Annotated in this window: 23 protein-coding genes; 2 read left to right on the forward strand and 21 right to left on the reverse strand. The window is 72.2% G+C overall.

Features of this window, described 5'->3' with window-relative positions; translation table 11 throughout:
- Window positions 1–9 precede the first annotated feature (9 nt).
- From B0I31_RS31905 to B0I31_RS32000, 19 genes are all read right to left on the reverse strand, one after another.
- Window positions 10–837: an isocitrate lyase/PEP mutase family protein gene (locus B0I31_RS31905; protein ID WP_073891134.1), complete on the reverse strand. Its 828-nt coding sequence runs from the start codon at window positions 835–837 to the stop codon at window positions 10–12.
- 98 nt (window positions 838–935) lie between these two features.
- Window positions 936–1,733 carry a phosphate ABC transporter ATP-binding protein PstB gene (pstB, locus tag B0I31_RS31910; protein WP_106619112.1) on the reverse strand — a complete coding sequence of 266 codons (798 nt, stop codon included), beginning with the start codon at window positions 1,731–1,733 and terminating at the stop codon, window positions 936–938.
- A gap of 12 nt (window positions 1,734–1,745) precedes the next feature.
- Entirely contained in the window at window positions 1,746–2,675 is a 930-nt protein-coding gene (locus tag B0I31_RS31915) for a sortase (protein ID WP_245950587.1), read from the reverse strand.
- Window positions 2,672–4,171: a hypothetical protein gene (locus B0I31_RS41340; protein ID WP_219910892.1), complete on the reverse strand. Its 1,500-nt coding sequence runs from the start codon at window positions 4,169–4,171 to the stop codon at window positions 2,672–2,674. The genes B0I31_RS31915 and B0I31_RS41340 overlap by 4 nt, the downstream gene beginning before the upstream one ends.
- A gap of 29 nt (window positions 4,172–4,200) precedes the next feature.
- Window positions 4,201–4,896: a hypothetical protein gene (locus B0I31_RS31930; protein ID WP_106619114.1), complete on the reverse strand. Its 696-nt coding sequence runs from the start codon at window positions 4,894–4,896 to the stop codon at window positions 4,201–4,203.
- Window positions 4,883–5,872, reverse strand: a complete 990-nt coding sequence (locus tag B0I31_RS31935; protein WP_106619115.1) for a WxL protein peptidoglycan domain-containing protein — start codon at window positions 5,870–5,872, stop codon at window positions 4,883–4,885. Before B0I31_RS31935 ends, B0I31_RS31930 begins: the two co-directional genes overlap by 14 nt.
- A 56-nt stretch (window positions 5,873–5,928) precedes the next feature.
- Window positions 5,929–7,503 (reverse strand): Ig-like domain-containing protein, encoded by a 1,575-nt coding sequence (locus tag B0I31_RS31940; protein ID WP_106619116.1) that lies wholly within the window; start codon window positions 7,501–7,503, stop codon window positions 5,929–5,931.
- A gap of 33 nt (window positions 7,504–7,536) precedes the next feature.
- Window positions 7,537–8,520, reverse strand: a complete 984-nt coding sequence (locus tag B0I31_RS31945) for a substrate-binding domain-containing protein (RefSeq protein WP_245950588.1) — start codon at window positions 8,518–8,520, stop codon at window positions 7,537–7,539.
- A gap of 237 nt (window positions 8,521–8,757) precedes the next feature.
- Window positions 8,758–11,124 carry a hypothetical protein gene (locus tag B0I31_RS31950; protein WP_106619117.1) on the reverse strand — a complete coding sequence of 789 codons (2,367 nt, stop codon included), beginning with the start codon at window positions 11,122–11,124 and terminating at the stop codon, window positions 8,758–8,760.
- Complete coding sequence (pstS, locus tag B0I31_RS31955) at window positions 11,121–12,671, reverse strand: phosphate ABC transporter substrate-binding protein PstS (RefSeq protein ID WP_219910893.1); 1,551 nt, start codon at window positions 12,669–12,671, stop codon at window positions 11,121–11,123. Before pstS ends, B0I31_RS31950 begins: the two co-directional genes overlap by 4 nt.
- A gap of 8 nt (window positions 12,672–12,679) precedes the next feature.
- The gene (gene pstA / locus B0I31_RS31960) at window positions 12,680–13,738 is read right to left on the reverse strand and encodes a phosphate ABC transporter permease PstA (RefSeq protein WP_106619119.1); all 1,059 of its coding nucleotides are present in this window, start codon (window positions 13,736–13,738) and stop codon (window positions 12,680–12,682) included.
- A gap of 1 nt (window position 13,739) precedes the next feature.
- Window positions 13,740–14,750: a phosphate ABC transporter permease subunit PstC gene (gene pstC / locus B0I31_RS31965; protein WP_106619120.1), complete on the reverse strand. Its 1,011-nt coding sequence runs from the start codon at window positions 14,748–14,750 to the stop codon at window positions 13,740–13,742.
- 163 nt (window positions 14,751–14,913) lie between these two features.
- Window positions 14,914–15,264, reverse strand: a complete 351-nt coding sequence (locus B0I31_RS31970; RefSeq protein WP_106619121.1) for a YegP family protein — start codon at window positions 15,262–15,264, stop codon at window positions 14,914–14,916.
- A 250-nt stretch (window positions 15,265–15,514) separates the two neighbouring features.
- Window positions 15,515–16,291 (reverse strand): hypothetical protein, encoded by a 777-nt coding sequence (locus tag B0I31_RS31975; protein WP_106619122.1) that lies wholly within the window; start codon window positions 16,289–16,291, stop codon window positions 15,515–15,517.
- Window positions 16,288–17,220 (reverse strand): ABC transporter ATP-binding protein, encoded by a 933-nt coding sequence (locus B0I31_RS31980; RefSeq protein WP_106619123.1) that lies wholly within the window; start codon window positions 17,218–17,220, stop codon window positions 16,288–16,290. Before B0I31_RS31980 ends, B0I31_RS31975 begins: the two co-directional genes overlap by 4 nt.
- Complete coding sequence (locus B0I31_RS31985; protein ID WP_106619124.1) at window positions 17,217–17,477, reverse strand: helix-turn-helix domain-containing protein; 261 nt, start codon at window positions 17,475–17,477, stop codon at window positions 17,217–17,219. The genes B0I31_RS31980 and B0I31_RS31985 overlap by 4 nt, the downstream gene beginning before the upstream one ends.
- On the reverse strand, window positions 17,477–17,956 hold the full coding sequence (locus B0I31_RS31990; RefSeq protein WP_106619125.1) for a DUF2975 domain-containing protein: 480 nt from the start codon (window positions 17,954–17,956) through the stop codon (window positions 17,477–17,479). The genes B0I31_RS31985 and B0I31_RS31990 overlap by 1 nt, the downstream gene beginning before the upstream one ends.
- A 64-nt stretch (window positions 17,957–18,020) precedes the next feature.
- Complete coding sequence (locus tag B0I31_RS31995; RefSeq protein ID WP_106619126.1) at window positions 18,021–19,247, reverse strand: cyclase family protein; 1,227 nt, start codon at window positions 19,245–19,247, stop codon at window positions 18,021–18,023.
- A 97-nt stretch (window positions 19,248–19,344) separates the two neighbouring features.
- Window positions 19,345–21,471 carry an ATP-binding protein gene (locus B0I31_RS32000; protein ID WP_106619127.1) on the reverse strand — a complete coding sequence of 709 codons (2,127 nt, stop codon included), beginning with the start codon at window positions 21,469–21,471 and terminating at the stop codon, window positions 19,345–19,347.
- 125 nt (window positions 21,472–21,596) lie between these two features.
- Here B0I31_RS32000 and B0I31_RS32005 point away from each other — a divergent pair, with 125 nt between their 5' ends.
- Together B0I31_RS32005 and B0I31_RS32010 are read left to right on the forward strand one after the other, a co-directional pair.
- Window positions 21,597–23,060 carry a phosphatase PAP2 family protein gene (locus tag B0I31_RS32005; RefSeq protein ID WP_146174027.1) on the forward strand — a complete coding sequence of 488 codons (1,464 nt, stop codon included), beginning with the start codon at window positions 21,597–21,599 and terminating at the stop codon, window positions 23,058–23,060.
- Between the two features lie 342 nt (window positions 23,061–23,402).
- Window positions 23,403–24,785, forward strand: coding sequence for a glycoside hydrolase family 6 protein (locus tag B0I31_RS32010; protein WP_106619129.1), 1,383 nt, complete (start codon window positions 23,403–23,405; stop codon window positions 24,783–24,785).
- 49 nt (window positions 24,786–24,834) lie between these two features.
- Here B0I31_RS32010 and B0I31_RS32015 read toward each other — a convergent pair whose 3' ends face one another.
- Together B0I31_RS32015 and B0I31_RS32020 are read right to left on the reverse strand one after the other, a co-directional pair.
- Window positions 24,835–25,500: a hypothetical protein gene (locus B0I31_RS32015; RefSeq protein ID WP_106619130.1), complete on the reverse strand. Its 666-nt coding sequence runs from the start codon at window positions 25,498–25,500 to the stop codon at window positions 24,835–24,837.
- Window positions 25,497–25,820: a hypothetical protein gene (locus tag B0I31_RS32020; RefSeq protein ID WP_106619131.1), complete on the reverse strand. Its 324-nt coding sequence runs from the start codon at window positions 25,818–25,820 to the stop codon at window positions 25,497–25,499. Before B0I31_RS32020 ends, B0I31_RS32015 begins: the two co-directional genes overlap by 4 nt.
- Window positions 25,821–25,829 lie beyond the last annotated feature (9 nt).

The following is a 25,829-nucleotide window of genomic DNA, read 5'->3' on the forward strand; positions in this document are numbered from 1 at the left end:
GGGAACCACTCAGCGGGTGAACACACCGTTGACGGCGCCGAAGTCCAGCGCGCCGTCCAGCTCGGTGTACGTGCCCTTGGTCAGGGCCTCCTCGGCGGCGCGGTGCGCGACCGAGTACGCGGCCTGGGTGACCGCGGTGCCGAGGCTGACCCGCCGGACGCCGACCGCCTCGAACTCGGCCACGGTCGGCGCGCCGGGGCCCGCCATCACGTTGACCGGCAGCGGCGAGGCCGCGACCAGCGCCTTCAGCACGTCGAGGTCGACCAGGCCGGGCACGAACAGCACGTCCGCGCCCGCCTCGGCGTAGACCGCGGCACGGGCCAGCACGTCGTCCAGCCGGCCCTCGGGCTCGCCGACCTGGAACAGGAACACGTCGGTGCGGATGTTGACCACCAGCTCGGGCAGCCCGGCGCGCTCCGCCGCCTCCCGTGCCGCCCGCAACCGGGCGGCCTGCTCCTCGGCGGTGAACAGCGGGACGCCGAAACCCTTGGAGTCCTCGATGTTCACGCCGACGGCGCCCGCGCCGATCACGGCTTCGACGGTCGCCGCGACGTCCTCGGGCGCGTGGCCGTAGCCGCCCTCGACGTCGGCGGTGACGGGCACGTCCACGGCGGCGGCGATCAGGCGCACCTGCTCGACCATCTCGTCACGGGACAGGTTCTGCCCGTCCGGGCGGCCCAGCGCCCACGACACACCACCGCTGGTGGTGGCGACCGCCTTCGCTCCGGCGCGCGCGATCAGGGCGGCGCTGCCCGCGTCCCAGGCGTTGGGGAGCACGAGCACCCCGTCCGCGTGGAGGTCGCGCAGTAAGTCCGCCTTGGGCTTGTTGCTGTGCATGCAGATGTCACCTTTCCGATGACCGCGAGTGTCTGGGGCGGCGAATCGTAACAGCGCCGGGTGGCGATCCGGTGCGGGTCGAGCCGCCCCGGCGGACGTCAGCCGAACCGGCCGTGGACGTAGTCCGACGTGCGGGTGTCCGAGGGGGATTCGAAGATCCTCTTGGTCGGCCCGGCCTCCACGATCACCCCCGGCGTACCCTGCTCGGCCAGGAAGAACGCGCACTGCTGCGACACCCGTGCCGCCTGCTGCATGTTGTGCGTGACGATCACGATCGTCACCTCGTGGGCCAGTTCGGCGATGGTCTGCTCGATCCGCCGGGTCGACGTCGGGTCCAGCGCCGAGCACGGCTCGTCCATGAGCAGCACGTCCGGCCGCACCGCCAGCGACCGCGCGATGCACAGCCGCTGCTGCTGGCCGCCGGACAGCGCGCCACCGGGCTGCTTGAGCCGGTCGCGCACCTCCGGCCACAGGCCCGCCTTGGTCAGGCACTCCTCGACCAGCGCGTCCTTCTCCGCCCGCCGGGCGCGCACGCCGGTCAGCTTCAGGCCGGCCACCACGTTGTCGTAGATCGACATCGCGGGGAACGGGTTCGGCTTCTGGAACACCATGCCGATCCGCTTGCGCGCGTCGGTGAGCTTGCGCGCCGGGTCGTAAACGTCCTGCCCGGACAGCAGCACCTCGCCCGCCAGCGACGCGCCGGGGATCAGCTCGTGCATCCGGTTGAGGATGCGCAGGAACGTCGACTTGCCGCAGCCGGACGGGCCGATCAGCGCGGTGACCGTGCCCGCGGGCATCACCAGCGACACCCGGTCGAGCACCTTGCGCTCGCCGAACCAGGCCGAGATCGACCGCGCCTCCAGGTCGGCCAGGGCCGGGGGCATCGTGAGCGTCATCACCGTCTCCGTTCAGATCAGGTTGGGCAGCAGGGCGGCGGTCTGGTCGGCGAGGGTCACGCCCAGCGCGCCGAGCAGCGGCACCCCGACCACCCACGCGTGCCAGCGGCCGAGCCGCTGGTACAGGTACACGACGCCGAACGCGGCCACGACCACGATCAGCGCCCACAGCGCCACCGGCACGAGCGCGCCCGCGTCACCGGCCATGGGCCGCTCGTGCTCGGGCACCGCGAACGAGGGCAAGGCGCCCGACGTGGGGCGCACGTCGCTGACCAGCTTGGCGTCCACGCGCAGCACGTCGGACGGCAGGAAGAACGAGCCGTCCGCGGTGACCAGCGTCAGCCCGCCCTTGCCCGCGGCGGGCTTGTGCCGGTAGGGGTCACCGGCCCGGCGCACGCCCTGCACCTGGTAGACGTGCACGCCCTGGCCCGTGGTGACGGTGATCCGGTCGCCCTGGCCGAGCTCGCCGATGTGCGCGAACGGGCCGCCGTAGCCCGCGCGCCTGCCGAAGATCACCGACGCGCCGGCCTGGCCGGGCAGCGGCGAGTCGCGCAGGTGCCCGGGACCGGACTTCAGCGCGTCCGACGACGTGCCCTCGCCCACCACCTCGCGCACGCCGAGGCGGGGGATCTCCAGCAGGGCGACGGGCGTGCCGGTCCCGATCAGCCTGCCGCCCTCGTCCACCGCCGCGACCGGCGCGGTGGCGTTGGCCAGCAGGCCGCGCAGCTCGTCGTACGCGCGGCTCTGGTCGCGGTCGTGCTTGAGGATGCCGATCGCGGCGAACTGCAGCACGAAGCACAGCAGCAGGGCGCCGAGGATGACCAGCATCTGGGCGATCAGGTCCGGGGTCGACGGTGGTGCCACCACCGGCGCCACCGGCGCCTCCGGTGCGGACGGCCGCGGCACCGACTTCGACGCCGGTGGCGCCGGTGGGGCGGTCACCGCCGGACCCGCCGCTTGCGCGCCACGACCAGGGCCAGGCCACCCGCCAGCACCAGCAGCCCGCCCAGGAACAGCGGCAGGCCGGTCGAGGCGCCGGTGCTCGCCAGACCGGTGTTCTGCGCGCCGGCGGCCGGGGTCGTGGTTTCGGTGGTCGTGCCGGTCGTGGTGTCGGTGGCCGTGGTGGTGCTCGTGTCGGTCACCGTGCCGCTGCCGGTCGTGGTGGTCGTGGCGTCGGTCGTGGTCGTGGTGGTCGTGGTGGGGCCGACGCCGCCCACGGCCTCCCACGCGGTCGGACCGGTGAACCGCAACCCGGTGGCGAAGGTGCGCAGGACCTGGCCGAACGCGTCCACGCAGTAGGCCTCGACCCGGTAGTCGCCCGCGAGGACCGCGCCGCCCGGCTGCTCCTCCGCGATGTCCTTGAACGACAGGTACTGCAGCACCGCGATCGGGCTGACCTTGGAGAAGCCGACCGCGGTCGGCGGCGCGGCGGTCAGGCCGGCCTGGAACACGCCCGGCCCGGAGATCGTCATCCGGATCTCGCTGGAGTCGTTCTCACCGCAGCCGGTCGAGGTGGTGTAGGTGGGGGCGTCGAGGTCCGAACCGCTGCTCGGGCTGACCGTGAGGGTGAAGTCGCCACCGGGGCTCGTGGTGGTCGTCGTCGTGGTCGGCTCGGTGGTCGTCGTGGTCGTCGTCGTGGTGGTGGAGTCGGTCGTGGTCGTCGTCGGATCCGTCGTGGTGGTCGGCTCCGTCGTCGTGGTGGTCGTCGGCTCCGTCGTAGTCGTCGGATCCGTGGTGGTCGTCGTCGGCTCAGTCGTGGTCGTCGGATCCGTCGTGGTCGTGGGATCCGTGGTGGTGGTCGTCGGATCCGTGGTGGTGGTCGTCGGATCCGTGGTCGTCGTGGTGGGCTCGGTCGTGGTCGTCGGATCCGTTGTAGTGGTCGGCTCCGTCGTGGTGGTGGTCGGCTCGGTCGTCGTCGTCGTCGTGGTCGTGGTGGTCGTCGTCGGTTCGGTCGTCGTGGTGGCGTTCGGGTCCGTCGACCGGTACGTCGTGGCGTCGGTGAAGAACAGCTTCCGGGTGAACGTGCCCTTGCTCTCGGTGGTGAACAGGTCCACGCAGTTCACCACGACGGTGTACTCGCCGGGAGCGACCGTCGTGCTGTTGTCGACCGCGATGTCCTTGAACGACAGGCCTTGCAGGACCGGGAACCCGGCGACGGTGGAGAAGCCGACGTCGGTCGGCGTGGTGCCGATCAGGCCGTTCTCGAAGCCGCCCGGTCCGTAGACGAACAGGTTGTAGCCGTCGGAGTCGGTCGGGCAGCCGGCGGACGTGGTGAACACCGGGGCGGTGGTGTCGCGGCCGGTCTCCGGGTCGACGGCCAGGGTGCCCAGCGTCGCGACCGGGGGCTCGGCCTGTCCGGTCGTCGCGGTGACGATCACCGCGGCGCTGACCGCGGCGAGCACGGCCGCGGCTGCCGCCACCAGTTGGCGCTTGCGCATGAGCGGGTTCCTCCGTTGTGTTGGGTGGGTCAGCGGGTCCTGCGGCGGCGGAGGTAGGACCCCGCCCCGACCAGCGCGAGCGCGCCGACGACGCCGATCGCGACGTACAGGAGTGGTTGCCCGCCACCGGAACCGGTGGGTGTGCCTTGGGCGGCGGCCTCGGCGGCGGGCTGGTCGGCGGGTTGGCCGGTCGGCTGCTCCGCGGGCACGTCCGAGGACGGCGGCGGCGCGAGCCCCGGGTCGGGCGCGGGCACGATCAGCGGTGCGGTCGGCTGCTGCGGGCCCTTCGCCGCACCGACCGCCACGTACCGGGCGGGCTCGACGAAGTCCACCGTGCCGGTGAAGTCGCCGTACACCTGCTGGGTGAACGCGTCGATGCAGTGCAGCCGCAGCTCGTACGGCCCGCTGAAGGTGACGTCGTGGTCCGCCGCCAGGTCCTGGAACGTCAACGCCACCGGCACCTCGAACGGCCGGTCGTGCGTCAGCCCCACGTCACCGTTGGCCACGATCACCAGCCCTTCGGCGGGCAGCCCGGCACCGTGCATGGTCGCCGCGTACCCGGTCGCCTCACGGGGGCAGCCCGCCGACGTGGCCAGCCGGACCGGCGCCGCGTCACGGCTCTCCCCCGGCGTCACGACCAGGCCGCCGAGCGGCGCGGCGTGCGCGGTGCCCGGCGCGAACGCCAGCAGCAGCGCTAGGAGCGCGAAGACTCTAAGCGGGGACACGTTCGACCTCCGGCTGTGGCTGCCCGACCGGGCGGCGGGCCCGGCGGACGCGGCGGAACACGACGTAGGCGAGCACCAGCAGCAGCACGACCACCAGCAGCCACGGCACGGCGGCGGTCGTCACGCTCGCGTCCACGGCGGCGGGCGCCTCGGTGCCCTGCGGCGCGACCGGCTCCACGCGCACCAGCGCGTCCAGCCACCCGGCGGGCAGCACGCCCGGCACGGTGGTCGTCACGCGGAACGTGTTGCCGGGCAACAGCTCCGGCAGGTCGGCCAGGCCGGGCGCGTCGGTGCCGGCACCCCACGGCGTCTCCACGCGCACGCTCTGCTTGCCGCCCAGCCGCACGTTCCCGGTGTTGCGCACGACGTAGCCGACCGTCGTGTCGCCGCGCCCGAAGAACGACCCGTCGTAGGACGCGGTGAGGTCCTCGATGCTCAACGAGGGCCGCAGGTCGCCGGACACCCGCAGGTGCACGCGGGCGCCCACGCGCTGCTCCACGGCCACGCGCTGGCCGTCCGCGCCGGACGCCTCGGTGGTCAGGGACGCGACGATGCCGCCGGTGTGGTCACCGGGCGTGGCGTTGGCGGGCACGGTCAGCGTGAACGGCACGATCACCGTGGACCGGGGCGCCACCAGCACCTCCCCGCGCTCCAGCACCGACCACTTGCCCACGTCGACCGGCTCCCGGCCGGCGGCGAGCAGGTCGAAGCCCCCGTCAGGGGTGTTGAACGCGTCGCTGGCGTACACCCGCAGCGTCACCGGGTCGTTGGCCACGTTCGACACGGCCACGTGGTCGCGCACCACGGCTCCGGGCGTGGCGCTGTAGGTGAACGCGCTGCGCGTGTCCGGCGCCTGCGCGGTCGCCGGCCGCACGCCGAACGTGGCGGGCGCGGCCGAGGCCGCGGGCGTGGCCAAGCCCGAGAAGACCAGGGCCAGCAAGCCCGAAAGCGCCACACGACGCCAGGTCCGCGTCATAGCGAAGTCCTTAGTGGAGGGTGGGGCAGGCCGTGCGTGACGGCCTGCCCCGTCGATCAGATGGCGGTGAGGGTCAGCGTCGCGGTGTAGGTGCCCGCGAGCGTCGAGGTCGGCACCTTCAGCGCCAGGTCGGCGCCGAGGTTCGCGGTGCCGTTGCCGCCCAGGGCGGCGGCCGTGGCCAGCGTCCGGGCGGTGGACAGGCCGAGGCCCGCACCCTGACCCGGCACGACGGCGTCGGCCGGCTCGACCGTCGGGCCGGCGGTGATGTTCTGCACCGGCGACTTGTCGACGACCTTCGGCGACCAACCGAGGTTGGCGCCGTTGATGGCGTTGGTGCCGCTGGCGAAGTCCGTCACCTGGCCGGAGACGTTCCAGCCCGGGTTGCCGGCACGGGTGTCGGTGACCGTGATCGGGTTGAGCGCACCGGCCGTGGTCAGCAGCGAGCCATCGGCGGCCATGACCGGCGAGGGCAGGACCACGTTCTGGTTCGCCACGCTGATCAGCAGCTCACCGGCGAGCACCTCGGTGGTGATGGTCTCCGAGGCCGAGACACCCGCGAACGGCGTGATCTCCAGCGCCACACCGGCCGAGACCGAGGTCTCGAACGCGGCGGCGTTGGCGGGCACGAAGCGCGCGGAGAAGCTGTGCGCGCCCACGGCCAGCGTCGCCGCGGTCAGGGTGGCGGTGCCGCCGGAGACCGCGACCGGGTTGCCCAGGTTGTTCGCACCGTCGAGGAACTGCACGGTGCCCGCCGCGGTGGCCGGGGCCACGGTGGCGCTCAGCGTCACGGACGAGTACTGCGCCGCCGTGCCGCTCGGGGTGACCGCGAGGGCGGTCGTGGTCGGCGTCGCCACCGGGGCGTTGACCTGGTAGGACACCGCCGGCGAGGTGGAGCCGGAGATGTTCGCGGCGGAACCGGTGAACACCGCGGTCAGCGAGCGGGTGCCCGCCGGGAGGTCCGAGGTGGTCAGGGAGGCGACGCCGTTGTTCACCGCGACGGCCGCGCCGAGGTCGGCCGCGCCGTCCTTGAACTGCACCGTGCCGGTGGCCGAGGCCGGGGACACGGTGGCGGTGAGCGTGACCGGGGTGCCCGCGGTGACCGGGGCGTTCGGCGACACGGCCAGCGCGGTGCTGGTCGTCACCGGCGCGTTCGGGTCCGTGGTGCTCCACGCGGTCGCGCTGGTGAAGTACAGCTCACGGGTGAAGGTGCCCTTGGTCTCGCCGGTGAACAGGTCGACGCAGTTCACCGCGATGGTGTACGTGCCGGGCACGACCGTGGTGCTGTTGTCGACCGCGATGTCCTTGAAGGACAGGCCCTGCAGCACGGTGATCGGGGCGGAGCTGGAGAAGCCGACGTCGGTCGGCGTGGTGCCGATCAGGCCGTTCTCGAAGCCGCCGGGGCCGTAGACGAACAGGTTGTAGCCGTCCGAGTCGGAGGTGCAGCCCGCCGACGTGGTGTAGGACGGCGCCTCGACGTCGGAGCCGGACTGCTTGCTGACGGTGAGCGTGCCCAGGTCGCCCGTGGGAGGGGCGGCCAGGGCGACGCCCGCCGTGCCGAGGGTGGCCGCGGCCAGGGCCGCGAGCGCGATGGCGCCGCCTGCGAGGCGACGGATGACGGTGTTTCCGCGCACAGTTGACCTTCCGGAGATGGTGGTGCCGGCCGACTACGGCGCGGGCGGGGTGACGAGCTGGGTGCTGCCGCAGTTCGGGTTGACGCCGAAGCCGTACTGCGTGATGACGTCGGTCTTCGCGCAGATGAGCGAGTCACCGCCGGTGAAGACCTGGTCGTAGAGCGCCTCGCCGAGCTTGGTGGTGGGCACCACGTTGTAGACGTCGCGCTTGAACGTCGACGCGGTGTTGAGCACCGACGGCGGCACGCCGTTGAACGTGGCCAGCACGGCCTTGCCCTGCGCGGCCGGCGCGTTGCCGTAGATCTGCGAGACGTACACGGCGATCGAGTACGGCAGGATGTGCTTGGTGTCGGTCAGGTAGGTGCCGACGTGCTCCTGGATCGGCTGGCCGTTGACGTCCACGTCGACCACGCACGGGAACTGCGTGGTGTAGTTGGCCGTGTTGGTGAGGCCCAGCTGCTTGAGGAAGAAGTCGCGGCTGCCCGAGCCGAACTGCGGCAGCAGCGGCTTGAAGTTGGTGCCGACGCCCGGCGCGGTGCAGTTGTAGATCGACTTCAGCTGCGCCGTGGTGAGCTTCTTGCTGACCGTGCTGTCGCTGCGGACGGCGTAGGTCATGGCGTCCACCGCGAACGGGATGTAGGTCAGGTTCTTGCCCGCGTAGGACGAGGCGTTGTTCGACGACGAACGCGCGGCCTGCACGCAGTTGTCGCCCGCCTCGACCGACGTGACCAGCGCGGTCACGCCGGCACCGGAGGAGGCCGGTCTCGGGATGGTGCAGCCGGTCGCCTTGGTGGTGATGTTGTCCGAGCCGCGGGCGTCGTAGGAGCCCATGACCTTGGTGCCGTTGACGAGCACCGCGTCGGACAGGCCGTTCATCACCGTCTGGGTGGTGTCCGAGCCGACGATGGCGATGTCGCGGTAGGCCGGCGTGCCGACCGGGTCGGCCTGGGCCGGGGACGCCACGAGGGCGACGGCGGCGACGGCGGCAGCCGCCGCGCCGAGCATGCGCTTGCTCACTGCGGTTATCCTTTTCTGCGCAGAGGTCGAGCGGACTGCGTGTCCACTCGTCGATCGGTGCGGTCACGCGCACCGGTGTCTGTTCTCGTCCGTCCGGTTCGTGCTGGAGCGGCAACTCCGGCACGGCCGGGCGGTCGGCCTCACCTCCTCCTCGTGGCCCGAGGCCCTCGTCAGGTGTGTCGGTCGGCGGGTGTCCGCCCGCTCACCCCGCGGTGAACTGCGGACGAACGCCGCCCGTCACGAGCCGCCCCGGCCGCCGAACCGCTGCACCAGCGGTCCCGCGCCGGTGGCCAGGCCGCCCGCCACGAGCAGTCCCGCGAGCAGGTGCCGCAACCACCAGCCGACCGGGTTCGCGGGCGTGTCCTCGACCTGCGCGACCGGGGTGGACTTCGTGGACGGCACGGCCGCCTCGACAGGTGGCTTCGCGGGCGCGGGCGGCGCGACCGCGCGGGTCGTCGCACGGGGACGGTTCGCCGCGGGCGGTGCGGCGGCGGTTTCCCCACCCGGCGTCGGCAGCACGATCGGCTTGCCCGCGTCGCGCTCGACCACCCCGGCCGCGTCGGCGGCCTGCCGGCGCATCCCGTCCGGCAGCGGCAGGTAGCCCAGCGGCAGCCGGCCGACGCCCTCGCCGCGCTGCTGGCCCGTCCCGGTGGCGTACCGGAGGAACCCGGCGTACTCGGCGCCCTCGGCCGCGGTCATCTCCGAAGGCACGGCGGCCGCGTAGGTGACGGCGGGCAGCGGGTACGCGTCGGCGGCCTTCGTGGTCGGGTTGGTCCGGCCGACGCCCTGAACGTCGGTGGGGGTCAACTGGCCCACCGCCGCGCGCAGGCCCGCGTCGTCTGGCGCGACGAAGTTGCCGGCGGCGTTGCGCAGCTTGGCGGTCGGCAGGCCGTACCGGGCGGCGGTCGCGGTGTCGACCACGGCCAGCAGGCTGCGTTCGCCGGCGGGCTGGCGCGGCACGCGGGTGTAGCCCGGCTTGGTCGGGTCCGCCTGGTCGGGCAGGCCGCTCGGCGACCGGCCGAGGGTGTCGCCGCGGCTGATCGCCCGGCCGGCCTCGTGCAGGTCGGCGGCCAGCGGCCGGGCGGTGAGCGCGCAGTCCGGCCCGAGCGGGAACGGCAGCGGCTTGCAGCTCAGGTCCTGCTTGGGGAAGTTCTGCACCGGCAGGTCCAGCCCGCGGTAGTGCTGGTTGACCACCATGCCCGCCGGGTCCGGCTCGCCGTCGAGGAACGCGCGGGCGTCCGGGTCGGCGTCGATCCACGTCCACAGCGCGGCGGTCAGGTCGAAGTCGACTGACGGTACGAGCACGTCCAGCGTGTTCATCAGCGCGCCGTAGGTCTGGAACTGCTCGTTCAGCGCGAGGAACTCCGGGTCCTCGTTGAGCCGGCGCGCGTTGGTCGCGAGGTAGGGCTGGTTGCCCGGCACGGCGTCGCGGTAGGACTGGGTGAGCAGCTTGGCCACGAGCCTCGGCGTCAGCCTCAGCTCGGTGAGGGGCTGCCCGTCGAGCCGCCAGACGTCCTCCGGCTCAACCGCGGGGCCGCGGGACTGCCGTTCCATGATGAACGCGATCGCGAGCCCGGACACCGCGATCGGCGCATAGACCACCGGGCGCTGCGGCGTGGACGGCTGGGGCTCGCTCAGGAACACCATGCCCGGTGTCGGGGCGGCGAGCCGTTCGCGGCTGATCCGGTCGGACACCCTGGTGTAGCCGAACACCGTGCCGCCGTCGGCGCACAGCGCGGGCTGCCAGCGGCCGACCGCGTCGGCCACGAACTCGTGCCCGGCCAGCGAGCGCTCCGCCGCGCCGATCGGGCAGGCCGCGCCGACCGCGCGGAAGTCGAGCTTGAACGGGATGGCGGCGCGCCAGTTGCCGGCGCTCAGCGGCGAGGAGTCCAGGTTGTTGCTGGTGTGGTCCACGCCGGGCTTGCGGCCGTTGACCTCGGTGTCGCCGCGCGGCACGACGACCAGCCAGCAGTGCCGGGGCTTGCCCGCGTCCGGGCCGGAGGTGCGCACCTCGCCGCAGCCGAGGCCGAACGCCTCCAGCGCGGTCTGCACCTCGAAGTCCAACTCGCCGGTGCCGTCCGGGCGGGTCTTGGCGAACGGCACCTCGTTGGTGGTGCCCGCGTCGAAGTACGTGCCGAACGACTTGGTCCGCTTGCCGTTCGAGGCGTGGAACTCGGCGTACTCCGCGCCGCTGGTGGGCACCGGCACCGTCTCGTCCGGGTCCGCCGGGTCGCTGTAGGCGATCTGCCTGCTCTTGGTGAAGTTGCCGAGGCCGAGGCCGTTCTGCCCCTCCAGGCCGCCGAACTGGCACTGCTCGCGGGTCGGGCCGGCCGGGTCGTCGCCCCAGCACTGCATGACCTGCAGGTAGTTGGTGGCGAACCGACCGACCGGGCCGGTCTCGCGGCCACCGGTCCAGGTCAACCGGACCGTCTGGTTGATCAGGTCCTTCGTGTGCGACACGGTGATCCGCAGGTCCTCGAACTCACCGTGCCCGGACTTGGTGACCGCGGACGACGACGTCTGCGCGTCGACCGGCGCCGCCGGGACCAGGGCGATCCCCGAGGTCACGAGCAGTGCGGCCAGCAGCAACCGGAGGGTGGTCATCTGTCGCCTTCCCGTCTGCGCAGCCGCCGGGCGACCAGCGGCGGTCCCACCACGAGCGCGGCGATCAGCACCGCGGCCACCGCGACCAGCAGCGCGGTGTTGTCGTCACGCAGGTCCACCGAGACGGGCGTCGCGTAGGCCTCTTCCCGTGCCCGCCGCGCCACGCCGGAGCTGGACTCGTCGGCCGCCGCGTCCTCGGCCGCCGCTTCCTCACCGGGCGCCTGCTCCTCGACCACGGCGGCTTCCTCTTCCGCGACCGGGGCGTCACCGCCGCCGGTGGTGGTCTTGGTCGGTTCCTTGGCGCCGCCGGTGGCGTCCTCGCACTGCACCGGTCCCTGCTTGTCGCAGTCCTTCGGCTGCTCCGCGGTGACCGCCAGGGTGTTCGTCCCGTCCGCGGAGAAGGTCGGGTTGTTGCACTTGCCGAGGTCCTTGCTCTGCTTGGTCGTGCCGGGGATCTTCGCCACCTGGTCCATCCCGGCCCGCACCAGGTTGATCGGCAGCGGCGAGTACCCGAGCAGGTCGGCCTGCTTCTGCCCCTCGCACAGGAAGTAGTAGGCGAAGTCGGACAGCGTCCGACCCTTGTCCTCGGTGAACTTCCCGGTCGTCACGGTCGGCAGGATCATGTAGCTGTAGCTGGACATCGGGTAGCTGCGCGCGTCCTGGTTGCCGTAGACCTGGCTGAGGTCCTGGGTCAGGTCCGGGTTGACCTTCGCCGCCAGCAACGCCACCGCCACCGCCGAGGCCTTCGGCTCGACGTAGTAGCCCTTGGCGTTGAGCAGCTTGGCCACCGGGAACTGCGCGGCGCGGGCGTAGGAGTACTCGACGTAGGTGATCGAGCCCTCGGTGCCCTCCTGCCGCACGTAGTTCGCCACGCCGGTCGAGTAGTGCTGGCCGACCACCGGAGGGATCGTCGGGTAGTTGGACGTGAAGCCGCACGGCGTGGCGCGCTTGGCGCGGCGGCAGAAGTCGTCCCACAGCCCGGGGTGCTGACTCGCCATCCACGACGTGAACTGGGCGGTCGTGCCGGAGCCATCGGCGCGGACCACCGGGGTGACCTTGCGGTCGGGCAGCTTGAGGCCGGGGTTGTCGCGGGCGATCGCCGGGTCGGCCCAGGACGTGATCACCCCGGTGAAGATCTTGGTCACGACCTCGCCGGACAGCCGCAGGTTGGTGACCCGCTTGCCGCCGATCTTGAGGTTGTACATCAACGACGTGCCACCGGCGACGATCGGCATGTAGGCGTACGTGCCCTCCTTCGGCGGCACGTCGCGCACCCCGCCGTCGGTCAGGCCGTACGGGATCTCCGACACGGCGAAGTCGACCTGGCCCGCCTTGAACTGGTTGCGGCCGTCGCTGGAGCCGGTGCCGCTGAAGCTGATCCGCATGCCGTACTGGGCGACGTTGGTCTTCCACTGGTCGAGCGCGTTGCTGCTCCACGTGGAGCCGCTGCCGCTGATCGGCGTGTACGCCTGCGCCGCCCGCGCGGGCGCGGCGAGGGCCAGCACCAGGCCGACGACGGCCACGAGGCTCAAAGGCCGGGTGATCATGACTCTCCTCATCTCGACCGCCCGCCGGGGCCGCGGCCACCGACCACTCGGGCGAGCACGAACAGCACCAGCACCAGGGCCATCAGCACGGCGGCGGCGCCGAAACCGCGCTGCTTCATGGTTTCCTCCGAAGACATGACCATCTGGAAGGTCGCCAGCGGCAGCGACACCTGGGAGTCCACGAACGGGTTCCAGTTCAGGTAGGGGGTGAAGCCGGCGGTGATCAGCACGGGCGAGGTCTCGCCGACACCGCGCGCGGTGGCCAGCAGCACGCTGGTGGTCAGGCCGGACCGCGCGGTCGGCAGCACCACGTGCCACACCGTGCGCAGCTGGCCCGAGCCCAGCGCCAGCGAAGCTTCCTTGAGCGAGCTGGGCACCAGCCGCAGCACCACGTCCGCCGCCCGGATCATGATCGGCAGCATCATCACGCTGATCGCGCAGCCCGCGGCGAAGCCGGAGCGCTCGAAGCCGAGCACGAGGATCAGCGAGGCGTAGATGAACAGGCCCGCCACGATGGACGGCAGCGCGGTCATCGCCTCGACCACCGTGCGGACGAGCCGGGTGAACAAACCCCTGGTCTCGTTGAGGAACACGGCGCAGGCCAGGCCCAGCGGCACGGTGATGACCAGCGCGATGGTGATCTGCTCCAGCGTGCCGACCGCGGCGTGCAGCACCCCGCCGAGCTCCAACGGGTCGAGCGTGCCCGCCGCCGCCATGTCGTCGGTGAAGAAGTTGAGGTGCCCCAGCGCTTCCGCGCCCATGACGATCGGGTACGCCACGATGAACACCAGCGCGCCGAGCGCCACCAGCGCCAGGCTGTGCACGACCGCGGAGGCGAGCCGGTCGCGCACGGCCAGCGCGTCGTCGTGCAGCGAGATCAGCAGCGCGTACAGGCCGAGGAACAGGGGGAACGCGATCGCGACGAACGCGACCGCGCCGCTGAACGGCGCGATCTGGTCGAACAGCAGGCCCGTCAACGCGATCGCGGCCGACGCCGCGCCCAGCGCCGACGCCAGGTCGGTGCGCCGCGCGCCGCCGGTCACCCGGCGCACTTCCGGTGCGGTCATCTCAGTCGCTCCCCTGGCCGGACCGGCTGCGCGCGATGACCGCGGAGGCGGCGAAGTTGACCAGCAGCGTCAGCACGAACAGCGCCAGGCCCGCCGCCATCAGCGCGGACAGGCCGAACGGGCTGGCCGCGCCCCACCGCTGGGCGATGAGCGCGGACACGGAGTTGCCGCCGCTGCCGAGGATCTGGGTGTGGATGGCGAAGACCGGCGCGATGATCATGGCCACCGCGATGGTCTCGCCGAGCGCCCGGCCGAGGCCGAGCATCGTGCCGCCGATCATGCCGCTGCGACCGAACGGCAGCACCACGCTGCGGATCACGCCCCACTTGGTGGCGCCGAGCGCGTGGGCGCCCTCGCGTTCCCCTTGCGGCGCCTGGGTGAACGACTCGCGCATCACCGAGCAGATGAACGGCATCACCATGAACCCGACCACCAGTCCCGCCCAGAACGTCGAGGTGACGTAGGCGGCGTCGGTGGACAGCGGGTTGTCCGGGTCGGCGCCCTCGACGTCGAGGAACGGGATCCAGCCGAACTGGATCGACAGCCACCGCGGCACGTCCACGCCCTGCCACTGCAGGAACGTCGAGCCGAACAGCCCGTAGACCACGCTGGGCACCGCGGCCATCAGGTCGACCATGCTCGTCAGCGCCCGCCGGAGCCGCGGCGGCGCGTACTCGGAGATGTAGAGCGCCACGCCGAGCGCCAGCGGGAACGCGATCACCAGCGCCACGGACGCGATCAGCACCGTGCCGACGAGGACCGCGGCGATGCCGAAGTCCAGCGAGTCCGGCTCCCACGTCTGCGTGGTGAAGAAGTCCAGGCCCGCCTCGGAGATCGCCGCCGCGCCACGCGTGGCCAGGAACAAGCCGACGGTGGCCATCACGACCAGCACCGCGAGCCCGGCGAACCGCAGGACCAGCCGGAACAGCCGGTCGATCCCGCCGGGCGGCCCGACGCGCCGACGTGGGCCGTCGGCGCGTTCCGCGGGTGGTGCGCTGAGCGTTGCGGTCATCTTCGGGAGCTCCGGGGTCCGCGGGCCGTGCTCGCCCGAGTCCGCGCAAGCACAACCCGTCGAGTTTTCGCGGCCCGGATGTCGGCATTAACAACGGACGAACGCGGGAAACGATCAGGGGGCGAATAGGCCGAACGGCAGCGCGGTGAACACCCGGATTCCGTCACCACATCTGCTCCACCGGATAGCGACCGACAGTCGGCGCGTGCGCGACGAGTTCGACGAAACTGCGGCACGCGTACTGCGCTTGGACGCGCCGGTGATAACTGCGGCTGGACACCGCGAGCACGCAGCCCTCCAGCCGCAGTCGCCACGACCACAGCTTCTCGTCGCGGGACATCGCCGTGGTGCTGTCGATGAGGTGTTCACGCAGGTCATCGACCGACTTGAGGCACGCTTCGACGGTCGGGAAGACCAGCGCGGACTGGCCGAGGCTCCGGTTGTTGGCGGAGAGGAACCGCCACCTCACACCGGAACCGGCGGGTCTGTAGAGCTGGAAGCGAGCAGCGGCCACCGGGTTTCCCCCATCATTCTTACGGCCCCGACGCCACTTCGAATGCTTGGTTTCCCAGGTTGACAACAGGTCAAGAACCGGCGGCCGGCGGGTGACCATCACCCTCACGCCGGACGGCCAACCGCCACCCGGTCACCCACGGAAATTGTCCGGTCACAATTCCACCCCAGGCCGGTCACGGACAATGATCGGGCAAATGCGAAAACGACACGACCCGGTGCCCGCGCCTATCGCGGGCACCGGGTCGAGGTCACCGGTTGGCGTCGTCGCGGGACAGGCGCAGCCAACCCAGCAGCAGGGTGGCCGCGGCCCAGCAGAGCAGGGTGACCACCGAGGACGTCCGGCTCATCCCGGGCACCTCCCCGATCAGCAGGAATGCCGCGCCGGAGCCGGGCAGGCGATCGGCCACCCAGGACAGCCACTCGTGGCCGAAGTTCGGCAGCATCAGCGGCAGGACGAGCATCAGCAGGAACACGGTGACCAACGTGGCCGCGGTGTTGCGCAGCAGGAAGCCCAGGCCGAGCGCGAAGGCCGACCCGGCGGCGAAGACGAACGCGACGTCCGGCAGCACGTCCGAGGCGCCCGCCAGGGTCAGCAGGGGCTGCGCCGTGACGAACGACGCCACCGTCGCGGCCGACGCCAGCAGCACGCCGAGCACCGTGGCCACGACCACCACCACTGCCGTCCGGGACAGGAACAGGACAGCGCGCCGCGGCGTCCACTGCAGGCTCGGCACGATGCCGCCGGTCGCGTAGTCGGACGTCACGGCGGTGAGCGCGAGCGCCAGGAGCGCGAACTGGCCCGGCAGCCCGGTCACGGCCGCCGCCGCCCAGGCCGACCGGCCGCGCGGCGGATCGGGGTCCGCCGCCGCTTCCAGGCCCGCGATGGTCGCGATGCCCACCATCGTCACGGTCGCGGCGGCCAGGAACCACCACGTCGCCTTCACCGTCCACAGCCGCGTCCACTCGGCGGCGCACGCGCGGGCGAACACGCGGACGACCGGGACGTCCCGGGTCACCGCCCTCATCGCGCCTCCTCCGCCGTGAGCACGGGCTCGCGGCCCTGGTACTCGACACTGCCGGTGGTCAGCTCCACGTAGGCGTCCTCCAGCGACTGGCGCACCTCGGAGAGGTGGTGCAGCGGCACGTCCAGGGCGTGGGCCAGCCCACCGACCTCCTCGGCCGTGCTGCCCTCGACCCGCAGCTCGTGGTCGTCCACGCGCTCCACCTCGAACCCGCGCTCGCGGAGCCGGGCCCGCAGCACGTCGGGCCGCGGGCTGCGGACGCGCACCCGGACCTGCCCGAGTCCGCTCACGATCTGCTCGGTCGTCGCGTCCGCGATCAGCCTGCCGCGGCCGATGACGACGAGCCGGTCGGCGATCTGCTCCATCTCGCCGAGCAGGTGGCTGGAGATCAGCACGGTGCGGCCCTCGTCGGCGAGTTGGCGCAGGAGGCCGCGGATCCACCGGACACCGTCGAGGTCGAGCCCGTTGATCGGCTCGTCGAACATCAGCACGCCGGGGTCGCCGATCAGCGCCGTCGCGATGCCCAGCCGTTGCCGCATGCCGAGCGAGTAGCCCTTGATCCGCCGACTGGCCGCGCGACCGAGGCCGACCCGCTCGATCACCTCGTCCACCCGGCGGCGGGGGATGCCGTTGGCGCGGGCGGCGACGCGCAGGTGGCTGCGCCCGGTGCGGCCGGGGTGCGCCGCGCCGGGGTCGAGCAGCGCGCCGACCTCCCGCAGCGGTTCACCGAACGACGCGTACGGCCGCCCGTTGACCAGCGCCGTGCCCGAGGTGGCCCGGTCGAGGCCGAGCACCACCCGCATCGTGGTGGACTTGCCCGCGCCGTTCGGCCCGAGGAAACCGGTGACCTTGCCCGGCTCGACGGTGAAGCTCAGGTCGTCTACCGCCAGGACGTCACCGTATCTCCTGGTCAGCCCGCGCACCTCGATCACCGGGCGACCTCGCCGTCGCCGTTGGACGAGGTGACGACCGTGCCGTCCTGGTCGTCGTCCACCCACTCGAGCAAGTCGCCCGGCTGGCACTCCAGCACCCGGCACATGGCCTCGAGCGTGCTGAACCGCACGGCCTTGGCGCGGCCGTTCTTCAGCACCGCCACGTTCGACGGCGTGAGCCCGACCCGTTCGGCGAACTCGCCGACGCTCATCTTGCGCTTGGCCAGCTCGACGTCGATCCGCACGATGATCGACATCAGATCACCGATTCCATGTCGGAGCGCAGCGCGGTGGCCTGGCGCAGCAACGCGCGCATCACCACGATCAGCAGGCCCACGACGGCGATGCCGATCGCCATCAGGGACATCTCCAGCGGCACACCGGGGTCGTCCGCGTTGAAGCCGACGAAGAGGAACACGACCACGAACACCACCCACCCCGCGCCGATGGCCCACACGATCGCGTCCACCCACCTCAGGGACGCCTCGCTGAAGATGCGGTCCTTCTCGACCAGGGTGAGCAGCTTCCAGATGCACACGATCACCACCTGCACGCACAGCACCCAGAACACCGTCACGGCGGTCAGCGGCCACCGCAGGTACGCCATGTCCGGGGACTCCTGGGCCATGTGCCGGAACTGCCCCGGCAACGACATGACCTGGAACAGGACGAGGACGCCGAACATCAACACGAGGAACACCCGGAGCGCCGCGACCGCTCGATGCGTTGTGACCATGCATCGAGTCTCACGTGTTACCTATCGAAAGTCAATCGGTAGCTGTCGTTTTGCGACACTCCTCTCACCGACGAGGGTGGCCGAGCGCGGCCGGTGGCGTGTTGCCCGCCGTGGCGCCCTCGGCGTACTGCGGGGTCACGATGAACACGAACTCGTGCACGCGGTCGGCGGCGAGCCGGTCGACCACGTAGGACTCGCCGATGCGGATGCCGTGCCGCATCAGCAGTTCCTGGTGCACGGGGAACGCCGTGCCGTCGTCGTTGACCGGGTTGCCCAGCACTTCCAGCGCCCACGTGTCGCTGCCGACGATCGCGGGCCGGAACCGCGCCAGCCACCGGGCCTCGCGCAGGTAGATGCCGGGCAGCCCGCGGGCGCCCTCCCAGCGGGCGATGTCGGCCGCGTCGCGGCGGGCCAGCAGCTGGTTCCAGCCGGTGCGGAACAGCACGACGTCGCCGGGTTCGATCCGGTCGACACCGCCGAACGCCAGGGCGTCGCGGATGTCCTCGACGGTGATGCGGTAGTTCTCGCGCAGCAGCGGCCGTCCGTTGCCCGCCGGCTCCGCCAGGTCCTCGACGCGGTCGCGGGCGAGCTTCACGCCCAGCACGTCCAGCAGCACGCCCCGCGTCACCAGCGGGCCCATGTGCTCGGCGCCGAGCCGGACGGTGCCGTGGCCGCGGGCGATGTCCGGTCCGCGCAGCCCGTTGTAGAACAGGTCGGCCGCGCCGATGTGGTTGAGGTTGTCCAGCTGGCTGCCGATCTGGTAGGTCGCGGCGAGCGGTTCGGGGTGCCGTGGCGAGACCTCCGCCTCGAACCGCTCCTCGTGCACGCTCACCCGGTTGGCGCCCAGCGGTTCCAGCGCGACCAGGATGCCGCCCTGCTCGGCGAACCCCGGCGGCGGCGGGTAGCCCCAGATGGTGAGCCGCTGCTCGTAGGTGCGGCGCGGGTCGGTGCGGAACGCCGGGAAGCCGTTCCACATCAGCTCGCCGAGGTTGTACGTGGTCACCTCGCGGTGGCGGCGCAGCAGGCCGAGCGCGGCGGCGGTCTTGACCGGCGTGACCTCGTTGAACGCGCCGCGCTGGTCGTCGGCCCCGTACCGGCTGGGCGCCCAGTCGGCCAGGTTCGCCGGGTCGGCGTAGTCGAACGGCGTGTCGTCCGGCCCGCCGTCGGCCCGAGCCGTCGCGTTCGCCGTCCCCACCAGGCCGACCGCACCGGCCGCGCCGGCGAGCTTGAACACGTCCCGCCGCCCGAGGCGGTGCCGGACGAGGTAGTTGCGCAGCAGGTCGGGGTGCACGCGGCGGCTCCTTCGGCACGACGGGACAACCCCCGACCAGTACCGGATCCCCGACACCCGCCGCAATGGGTGTCACCTCAATGCCCCGAAAGGACGATCAGGCGTGACCCACGCCCCGGAGTCTCGTCCGCAGCTCGGCCGCCCGGTGATCGCCGAAGTCGCTCAGGATCCCCAGTGCCGCGGACCAGCACTTCCTCGCCCGGTCCACGTCGCCGAGGTACATCGCCGACGTACCCGAGGTGTCGAGCGCGGCGGCGATGTCCGGGTGGTAGGCGTGCTCGGGCCCGATGCCGATCGCCTGGTCGCACAGGGCGATCGCTCTGCGGTGGTCACCGAGCGCCTGCCACACGCGAGCCAGCTGGTTCAGCGTGAAGACCGCCCCTTCCCGGTCATCGGCTCGCCGGCGCAGCTCCAAGGCGCGCTCGGCGTGGTCGAGGGCTTGGTCGTACCGGCCCAACCCGGCGAGGGCCCTGCTGCAGTTCGTCCGGACGAACGCCTCCTGCCGCCCGTCGTCCGTGCCCCGGCTCAACGGCAGCGCCTGGCCCAGGTGCGCCAGCGCCTCCGCGTACCGGCCCCGACGCAGGCTGATGTCGCCGAGGTCGTTGAGCGCGTAGGCGATCAGGTACGGGTCGTCCACCTCACGGGCCAAGGCGAGCGCGGCGCGGAGGTCGACGGCGGCCCGCTCCCAGCCGGAGACCTGGAGCCGCGCCCAGCCCGACCGGATCAGGAACCACGCCTCGCCGGCACGGTCCCCGTCCTGGCGCGCCGCGGTGATCCCGCGCACGCAGACGTCGAACAACTCGTCCCACCGCGCGTGGTGGTACAGGAACGTCTCGGTGGCGTGGACCAGGCGAACCACCCAGCGGCTGTGCGTCGTCGCCGCGGATCGGATCAACGCGACCAGGTTCGCGGACTCCGCCTCGAACCACTCCAGCGAGTCGGTCCGGGTGGTCGGGACCGGTCGTGCGGCCGGTGGTCCGGCGAAAGCCGGGACGCGGTGCACGTAGGCCGGGAACGCCAATCGATCCGCCGCCGCCGCGTTGTGGGCGTACCACTCGAACAACGCCGCCGATGCGTGGGCGCGGACGGCGACGGGGTCGAGGCGCCGAGCGCGGTCGAGGGCGTAATCGCGCAGCAGGTCGTGGCACCGGAAGCGGCCCCGAGCCACCGGCTCGACGAGGTGGACCTCGGCGAGGTCGTCGAGCAGGCGGCGGGCGAGGTCGACCGGCACACCGGCGACCGCGGCGACGGCCTGGACCCCGATGTCCAGTCCCGGGTGCAGGCCGAGGCGTCGGAACAGCCGGGCCTGCTCGGCCGTGAGCACGCGGAAGGACCGGTCGAACACGTGCGTCACACCGAAGGTTCCGATCCCCGCCGCGCTCAACACCTCCAGCCGGTCGTCGGTCATCTCGGCCACGACGTCGCCGACGCCCAGGTCGGGGCGCGACGTGAGCCGACTCCCGGTGATCCGCAACGCCAGGGGCAGGCCCGCGCAGACGCGCGCCAGCCGAACCACCCCGTCCGGTTCGTCCCCGGCGCGGCGCGGTCCGATCATCCGGCGGATCAGGTCGACGGACTCGCGCTCGGTCATCACGTCCACGGTCAGCGGCGTCGCACCCGGTGAGACGTGGAGCCCTCGGAGCGCGGCGCGGCTGGTCACGACCACCAGGCATCCCCGTCCGCCCGGCACCAACGGCCGGACCTGTTCCGACGTACCCGCGTTGTCGAGCACGACCAGCACTCGCGAGCCGGCCAGCAGCGACCGGTACAAGTCCGCCCGGGCCTCTTCCCCGATCGGCACCGCTCTGGGACGCACTCCGAGCGAGCACAGGAAGCGGTGCAGCACCTCGCCCGCGGTGGCCGGCTCTCCTGGGCCGTAGCCGCGCAGGTCCGCGTACAACGTGCCGTCCGGGAAGCCGTCCTCTGCCCGGTGTGCCCAGTGAAGCGCCAAAGTCGTTTTGCCGACCCCGGCCGTGCCCGCGACCGTCGTGATCACCGCGCCGCCGGTCGATTTGTCCGCCGCGCGTGCGGCGACCGCGTCCAGTGCCGCCAGGTGCGCGGCGCGGCCGGTGAAATCCCCGACCGCCGCGGGCAGTTGCCGCGGCACGGGAAGGCGCTGCGCCTCCTCGGCGGCAACGGTCACGTGGTCTGCCGAGCCGACCTGCACCACCGAGCCGTTCACGACACCGTGCAGCGCGTTACGACTGGTCGACCGCTCGGGCACGGCGATCAGTGTGTCGCCGTGGATGTCGCGGTGCGACGAGTCCCGCGGCGTTCACTCGAAAGGCGCACTGCCGTGCGAAGGCGGTTCCAGGATTGCCCGGTGATCGATTCGGGCACACCACGTTGGTGATTACGACACGGGAAGCGCGACCGGCGGTGGTGGTCGAGCGGTTCGCGGTGCGCAGTGCGGTGTCCTTGGTGGCCGCTTGTGCCGCCGGGGTCGCGTTCGCCGTGGTCATGGCGGTGGTCTGGGCCGGGTGGGCGCCGGTGCGCGAGGTCGACCAGGCGATCTCGGACGGCGTGACGCGGTGGGTCGGCGGGTCGGAGGTGCTCGTCGCGGCGTTCGGCGGGATCACGCGGCTCGGCGACACGGCGACGTTGACGGGGGTGACCGCGCTCGCGGTGGCCTGGCTGCTCCTGCGGCGGCGGCCGTGGGTGGCGGCGCACGTGGTCGTCACGGCGCTCGGTGGCGGGTTGCTCGGCGTCGTGGTCAAGGAGCTGGTCGAACGGCTGCGGCCCCTGGTGGACGTCGAGGTGGCCGGTGCGCCGGGCTGGAGCTTCCCCAGCGGCCACACGCTCGGTGCGACGGTCACGTACGGCGTGCTGTTGCTGGTGTTCGCCTCCGTGCGGCCGGCACGACGCGTGGTGACCGCGCTGGTGGTCGCGATCGTGGTGGTGGTCGGCTTCACGAGGGTCGCGCTCGGCGTGCACTACGCCACCGACGTGCTCGGCGGCTGGCTGCTCGGCCTGGTGTGGCTGGCCCTGACCACCGAGGTGTTCCGGCGGTGGCGGCGGGACGAGGGCATGCCGGAGGTGCCGCTGTCGCGGGGCCTGGCGCCGGAAGCGGCGGACGACCTGCGGCCCGTGTCCGGGCGCCGGGTCGACGTGCCGGCCGACCTCCCGCTCGTGGTGGCCCGGCTGCTCGTGGCCTGGGGCCTGCTGCTGGGCGCGTTGTTCGCGCTGGGCTCGTGGCTCACCGCCGCCGGACCGGACGTGCCACCGGCCTGGGACCGCGCCGTGGTGGAGTGGTTCGCCGAACGCCGCGTCCCGGCCTGGGACGCGGTGATGGACCGGGTCGGGACGTTCAGCGGGACGGGCCCGGTGATCGGCGCGGCGGTGGTCGTCTGCGTGCTGGCGTTGGCCACGACGCGCTCCTGGCGGCCCGTCCTGCTGGTCGTGCTCGGCCTGCTGGGCGAGGTCACCCTGTTCCTGCTCACCACCGCGATCATCGACCGCGCCCGCCCGGCGGCCAAGCTGCCCGGCGACCTGCCGCCCACGTCGAGCTTCCCTTCGGGGCACGTCGCCGCGTCGCTGGTGCTCGGCACGGCGGTCGCCCTGCTGGTCTGGCGCGGCACCGGCGGGTGGTGGCGGTGGCCGGTGGTGGCGACCGCCCTGGTGATCCCCGTGGCGGTCGCCGCGCAACGCCTCTACTCCGGCGTCCACTACCCCACCGACCTGGCGGGCAGCTTCCTGCTGGCCCTGCCGTGGATCACCGTCGTCGCCATGACCACGATCAACGGTCACGGCGCGGCGAACAGCGGTACGAGGGCCGCGACCGACTCCGTGACCGGCACGGCGGCCCGGGGGTAACCGGTGGCGTGCCGCCCTGTGCTCCGTCCACACCCCTCTGATGCCGCGACCCCGGCGAAAAGTCGACCCGAAGTCGAGGCGACCTCACACCCCGATCGCGCGTCGCGCACAGGTGCACCCACCCCCGCACGCCCATTCGAAAGCCATTCGAAGTCGAATGCGGTCGAATGCGGAAAAGAACGGCATTCCGCGCCGACTTCCGCGCGATCTGGAATATCGGACGCATTGATCCATTCACCGTGAAAGCTCTTCACGGCTCTCCGCTTCCCTGCTACGGTCCGATTCCTGGAAACGTTCCCAGAATTTCGCCGCCGGTTCTGATCACCGACGAGGGAGCCGAAGATGCCACTGAAGTCATCACCAGGCCCGACCAGGAAGAGGCGGTCACGTCGCGCACTCGCGGCGACCGGGGCGTTCGTGTTCGCGGCGGCCGTGGCGCTGGGCACGGGCCCGGCCACCGCGGACGTGACCGCGGCCGCGCGCGTGGACAACCCGTACGCCGGCGCCGCGGTGTACGTGAACCCCGACTGGTCGGCGAAGGCCCGGGCCGACGGCGGCTCGGCCATCGCGAACCAGCCGACGTTCGTCTGGCTCGACCGGATCGCGGCGATCAACGGCGTGAACGGCGCCCGCGGCCTGCGCGCCCACCTGGACAACGCCCTGAGCCAGGCGGCCGGGCGCACCATGGTCGTCCAGTTCGTCATCTACAACCTGCCCGGCCGCGACTGCGCCGCGCTGGCGTCCAACGGCGAACTCGGCCCGGACGACCTGCCCCGCTACAAGTCCGAGTACATCGACCCGATCGCCGCGATCATGGGTGAGTCGAAGTACGCGAACCTGCGCATCGTGACGATCATCGAGATCGACTCGCTGCCCAACCTGGTGACCAACGTCGGCAGCCGGCCGACCGCCACCCCGATGTGCGACCGGATGCTGCAGAACGGCAACTACGTCAACGGTGTCGGGTACGCGCTGGCGAAGCTCGGCGCGATCGGCAACGTGTACAACTACATCGACGCCGCCCACCACGGCTGGATCGGGTGGGACGACAACTTCGGCACCTCCGCGACCCTCTTCGCCCAGGCCGCTCGCGCATCGGGCAGCACGGTGAACAACGTCACGGGATTCATCGCGAACACCGCGAACTACGGCGTGCTGAAAGAAGACCACTACACCATCAACGACACCGTCAACGGCACTTCCGTGCGCCAGTCCAAGTGGGTCGACTGGAACCGCTACGTGGACGAGCTGTCCTTCGCCCAGGCGTTCCGGACGCAATTGATCAGCGCCGGTTTCCCGTCGAACATCGGCATGCTGATCGACACTTCCCGCAACGGCTGGGGCGGTTCCCAGCGCCCGACGGCCAAGGGCCCGACGACGAGTGTCGACGCGTACGTGAACGGCGGCCGCTACGACCGCCGCATCCACCTCGGCAACTGGTGCAACCAGTCCGGCGCGGGCATCGGCGAGCGGCCGAGGGCGAACCCCGCGGCGGGCATCGACGCCTACGTGTGGGCCAAGCCGCCGGGCGAGTCGGACGGCGCGAGCCGCGAGATCCCGAACAACGAGGGCAAGGGCTTCGACCGGATGTGCGACCCCACGTACACGGGCAACGCGCGCAACGGCAACAACATGTCCGGCGCGCTGGCCAACGCACCGCTGTCGGGCCACTGGTTCTCCGCCCAGTTCCGCCAGCTGCTGGCCAACGCCCACCCGCGGCTGTAGTGCACCGGGTCGGTCGCCCACGAGGCGGGTCTCGTGGGCGACCGACCCGTCAGCCGGTGGCGATCTGCCGTTGCGCCAACCGCTCCGCCGCCTGGCGGCGTCCCGGCGCGAACGGGTCGGCGGGCGCGCCCCGGCCCGGTCCGTCCACCCAGCCGCGGATCTTGTCCGCGACCCTGGCCAGCGCCGGGTCGCCCGGTTTCACGTCGACCCGGAAATGGCCTTCCTTCGGGGTCTTGCGGAAGTCACCGCCCCAGCGGACCACGCCCTCGCACTCGGCGAGGATGTCCCGGACGACCGCCAGCTCGTGCGGGAACAGCCCACCGGTCGCCCCGGCCGGGTACTGGGAGGGCAGGATGGCGAGGGCGGTCCCGGAGCGGTGGTCCGCCGCGAACGGCGTCCCGGCCGGCAGCTCGGCGTAGCCGGTGATGTCGTCCGCGCCCAGGGTGGCGACCTCGTAGTGGAAGCGCCGGGCGACGTGCAGCAGCACGACGGCGGACGGCCCGGACAGCAGCGTCACGGACGCGTTGGAGCCCTCGACCGGGTACGTGGCCAGGGCGTCCGGGCGCGCGGGCGGGTTCGCGGGCGGCCCTGCGGAGGGTGCGGCGGACGCCGGCGGTGCGGACAGGCCGACCGACACGGCGGCCGCGAGACCGCCGGTGATGGCGAGGAACCGGCGACGGCCGAGCCGGCCCACGTCCTCGGTGGTTTCGTTCACGGTCGCTCCTTGCGGGATCGGGGGTTGCGGCGGGCGGCGACGGCCAGGCCCGCGAACAGCGCGGTCGCGACGAGCAGCACGACGACCGCCGGGTTCACGTAGGGGGGCACCAGGTCTTGGTAGGCGTTGCACTTGCGGGAGAGCGGGAAGTAGGTCACCTGCCCGTAGGCCCGGTCCCACCCGCCGTGCTCCAGGACGCACGTCTCCCGGACGTCCGGCGCGTACAGGTGGATCGCACCCCAGGCGTACACCAGGAACGCCGCCGGCGGTGCGCACAGCGCGGCGACCGCCCACCGCCGGGCCGTTCCCGGGACTCGCACGTCTCTCCT

The sequence above is a fragment of the Saccharothrix carnea genome, from assembly GCF_003014735.1.
In the GTDB taxonomy this organism is placed as follows: domain Bacteria; phylum Actinomycetota; class Actinomycetes; order Mycobacteriales; family Pseudonocardiaceae; genus Actinosynnema; species Actinosynnema carneum.

What these genes read in the sequence shown, in the direction of transcription:
- B0I31_RS31935 (WP_106619115.1), bottom strand. Translation starts at nt 5,872, where the DNA reads ATGACGCGGACCTGGCGTCGTGTGGCGCTTTCGGGCTTGCTGGCCCTG.
- B0I31_RS31905 (WP_073891134.1), bottom strand. Translation starts at nt 837, where the DNA reads ATGCACAGCAACAAGCCCAAGGCGGACTTACTGCGCGACCTCCACGCG.
- B0I31_RS31950 (WP_106619117.1), bottom strand. Translation starts at nt 11,124, where the DNA reads ATGACCACCCTCCGGTTGCTGCTGGCCGCACTGCTCGTGACCTCGGGG.
- pstA (WP_106619119.1), bottom strand. Translation starts at nt 13,738, where the DNA reads ATGACCGCACCGGAAGTGCGCCGGGTGACCGGCGGCGCGCGGCGCACC.
- B0I31_RS31975 (WP_106619122.1), bottom strand. Translation starts at nt 16,291, where the DNA reads ATGAGGGCGGTGACCCGGGACGTCCCGGTCGTCCGCGTGTTCGCCCGC.
- pstC (WP_106619120.1), bottom strand. Translation starts at nt 14,750, where the DNA reads ATGACCGCAACGCTCAGCGCACCACCCGCGGAACGCGCCGACGGCCCA.
- B0I31_RS32010 (WP_106619129.1), top strand. Translation starts at nt 23,403, where the DNA reads ATGCCACTGAAGTCATCACCAGGCCCGACCAGGAAGAGGCGGTCACGT.
- pstB (WP_106619112.1), bottom strand. Translation starts at nt 1,733, where the DNA reads ATGACGCTCACGATGCCCCCGGCCCTGGCCGACCTGGAGGCGCGGTCG.
- B0I31_RS41340 (WP_219910892.1), bottom strand. Translation starts at nt 4,171, where the DNA reads ATGCGCAAGCGCCAACTGGTGGCGGCAGCCGCGGCCGTGCTCGCCGCG.
- B0I31_RS31985 (WP_106619124.1), bottom strand. Translation starts at nt 17,477, where the DNA reads ATGTCGATCATCGTGCGGATCGACGTCGAGCTGGCCAAGCGCAAGATG.
- pstS (WP_219910893.1), bottom strand. Translation starts at nt 12,671, where the DNA reads ATGATCACCCGGCCTTTGAGCCTCGTGGCCGTCGTCGGCCTGGTGCTG.
- B0I31_RS31990 (WP_106619125.1), bottom strand. Translation starts at nt 17,956, where the DNA reads ATGGTCACAACGCATCGAGCGGTCGCGGCGCTCCGGGTGTTCCTCGTG.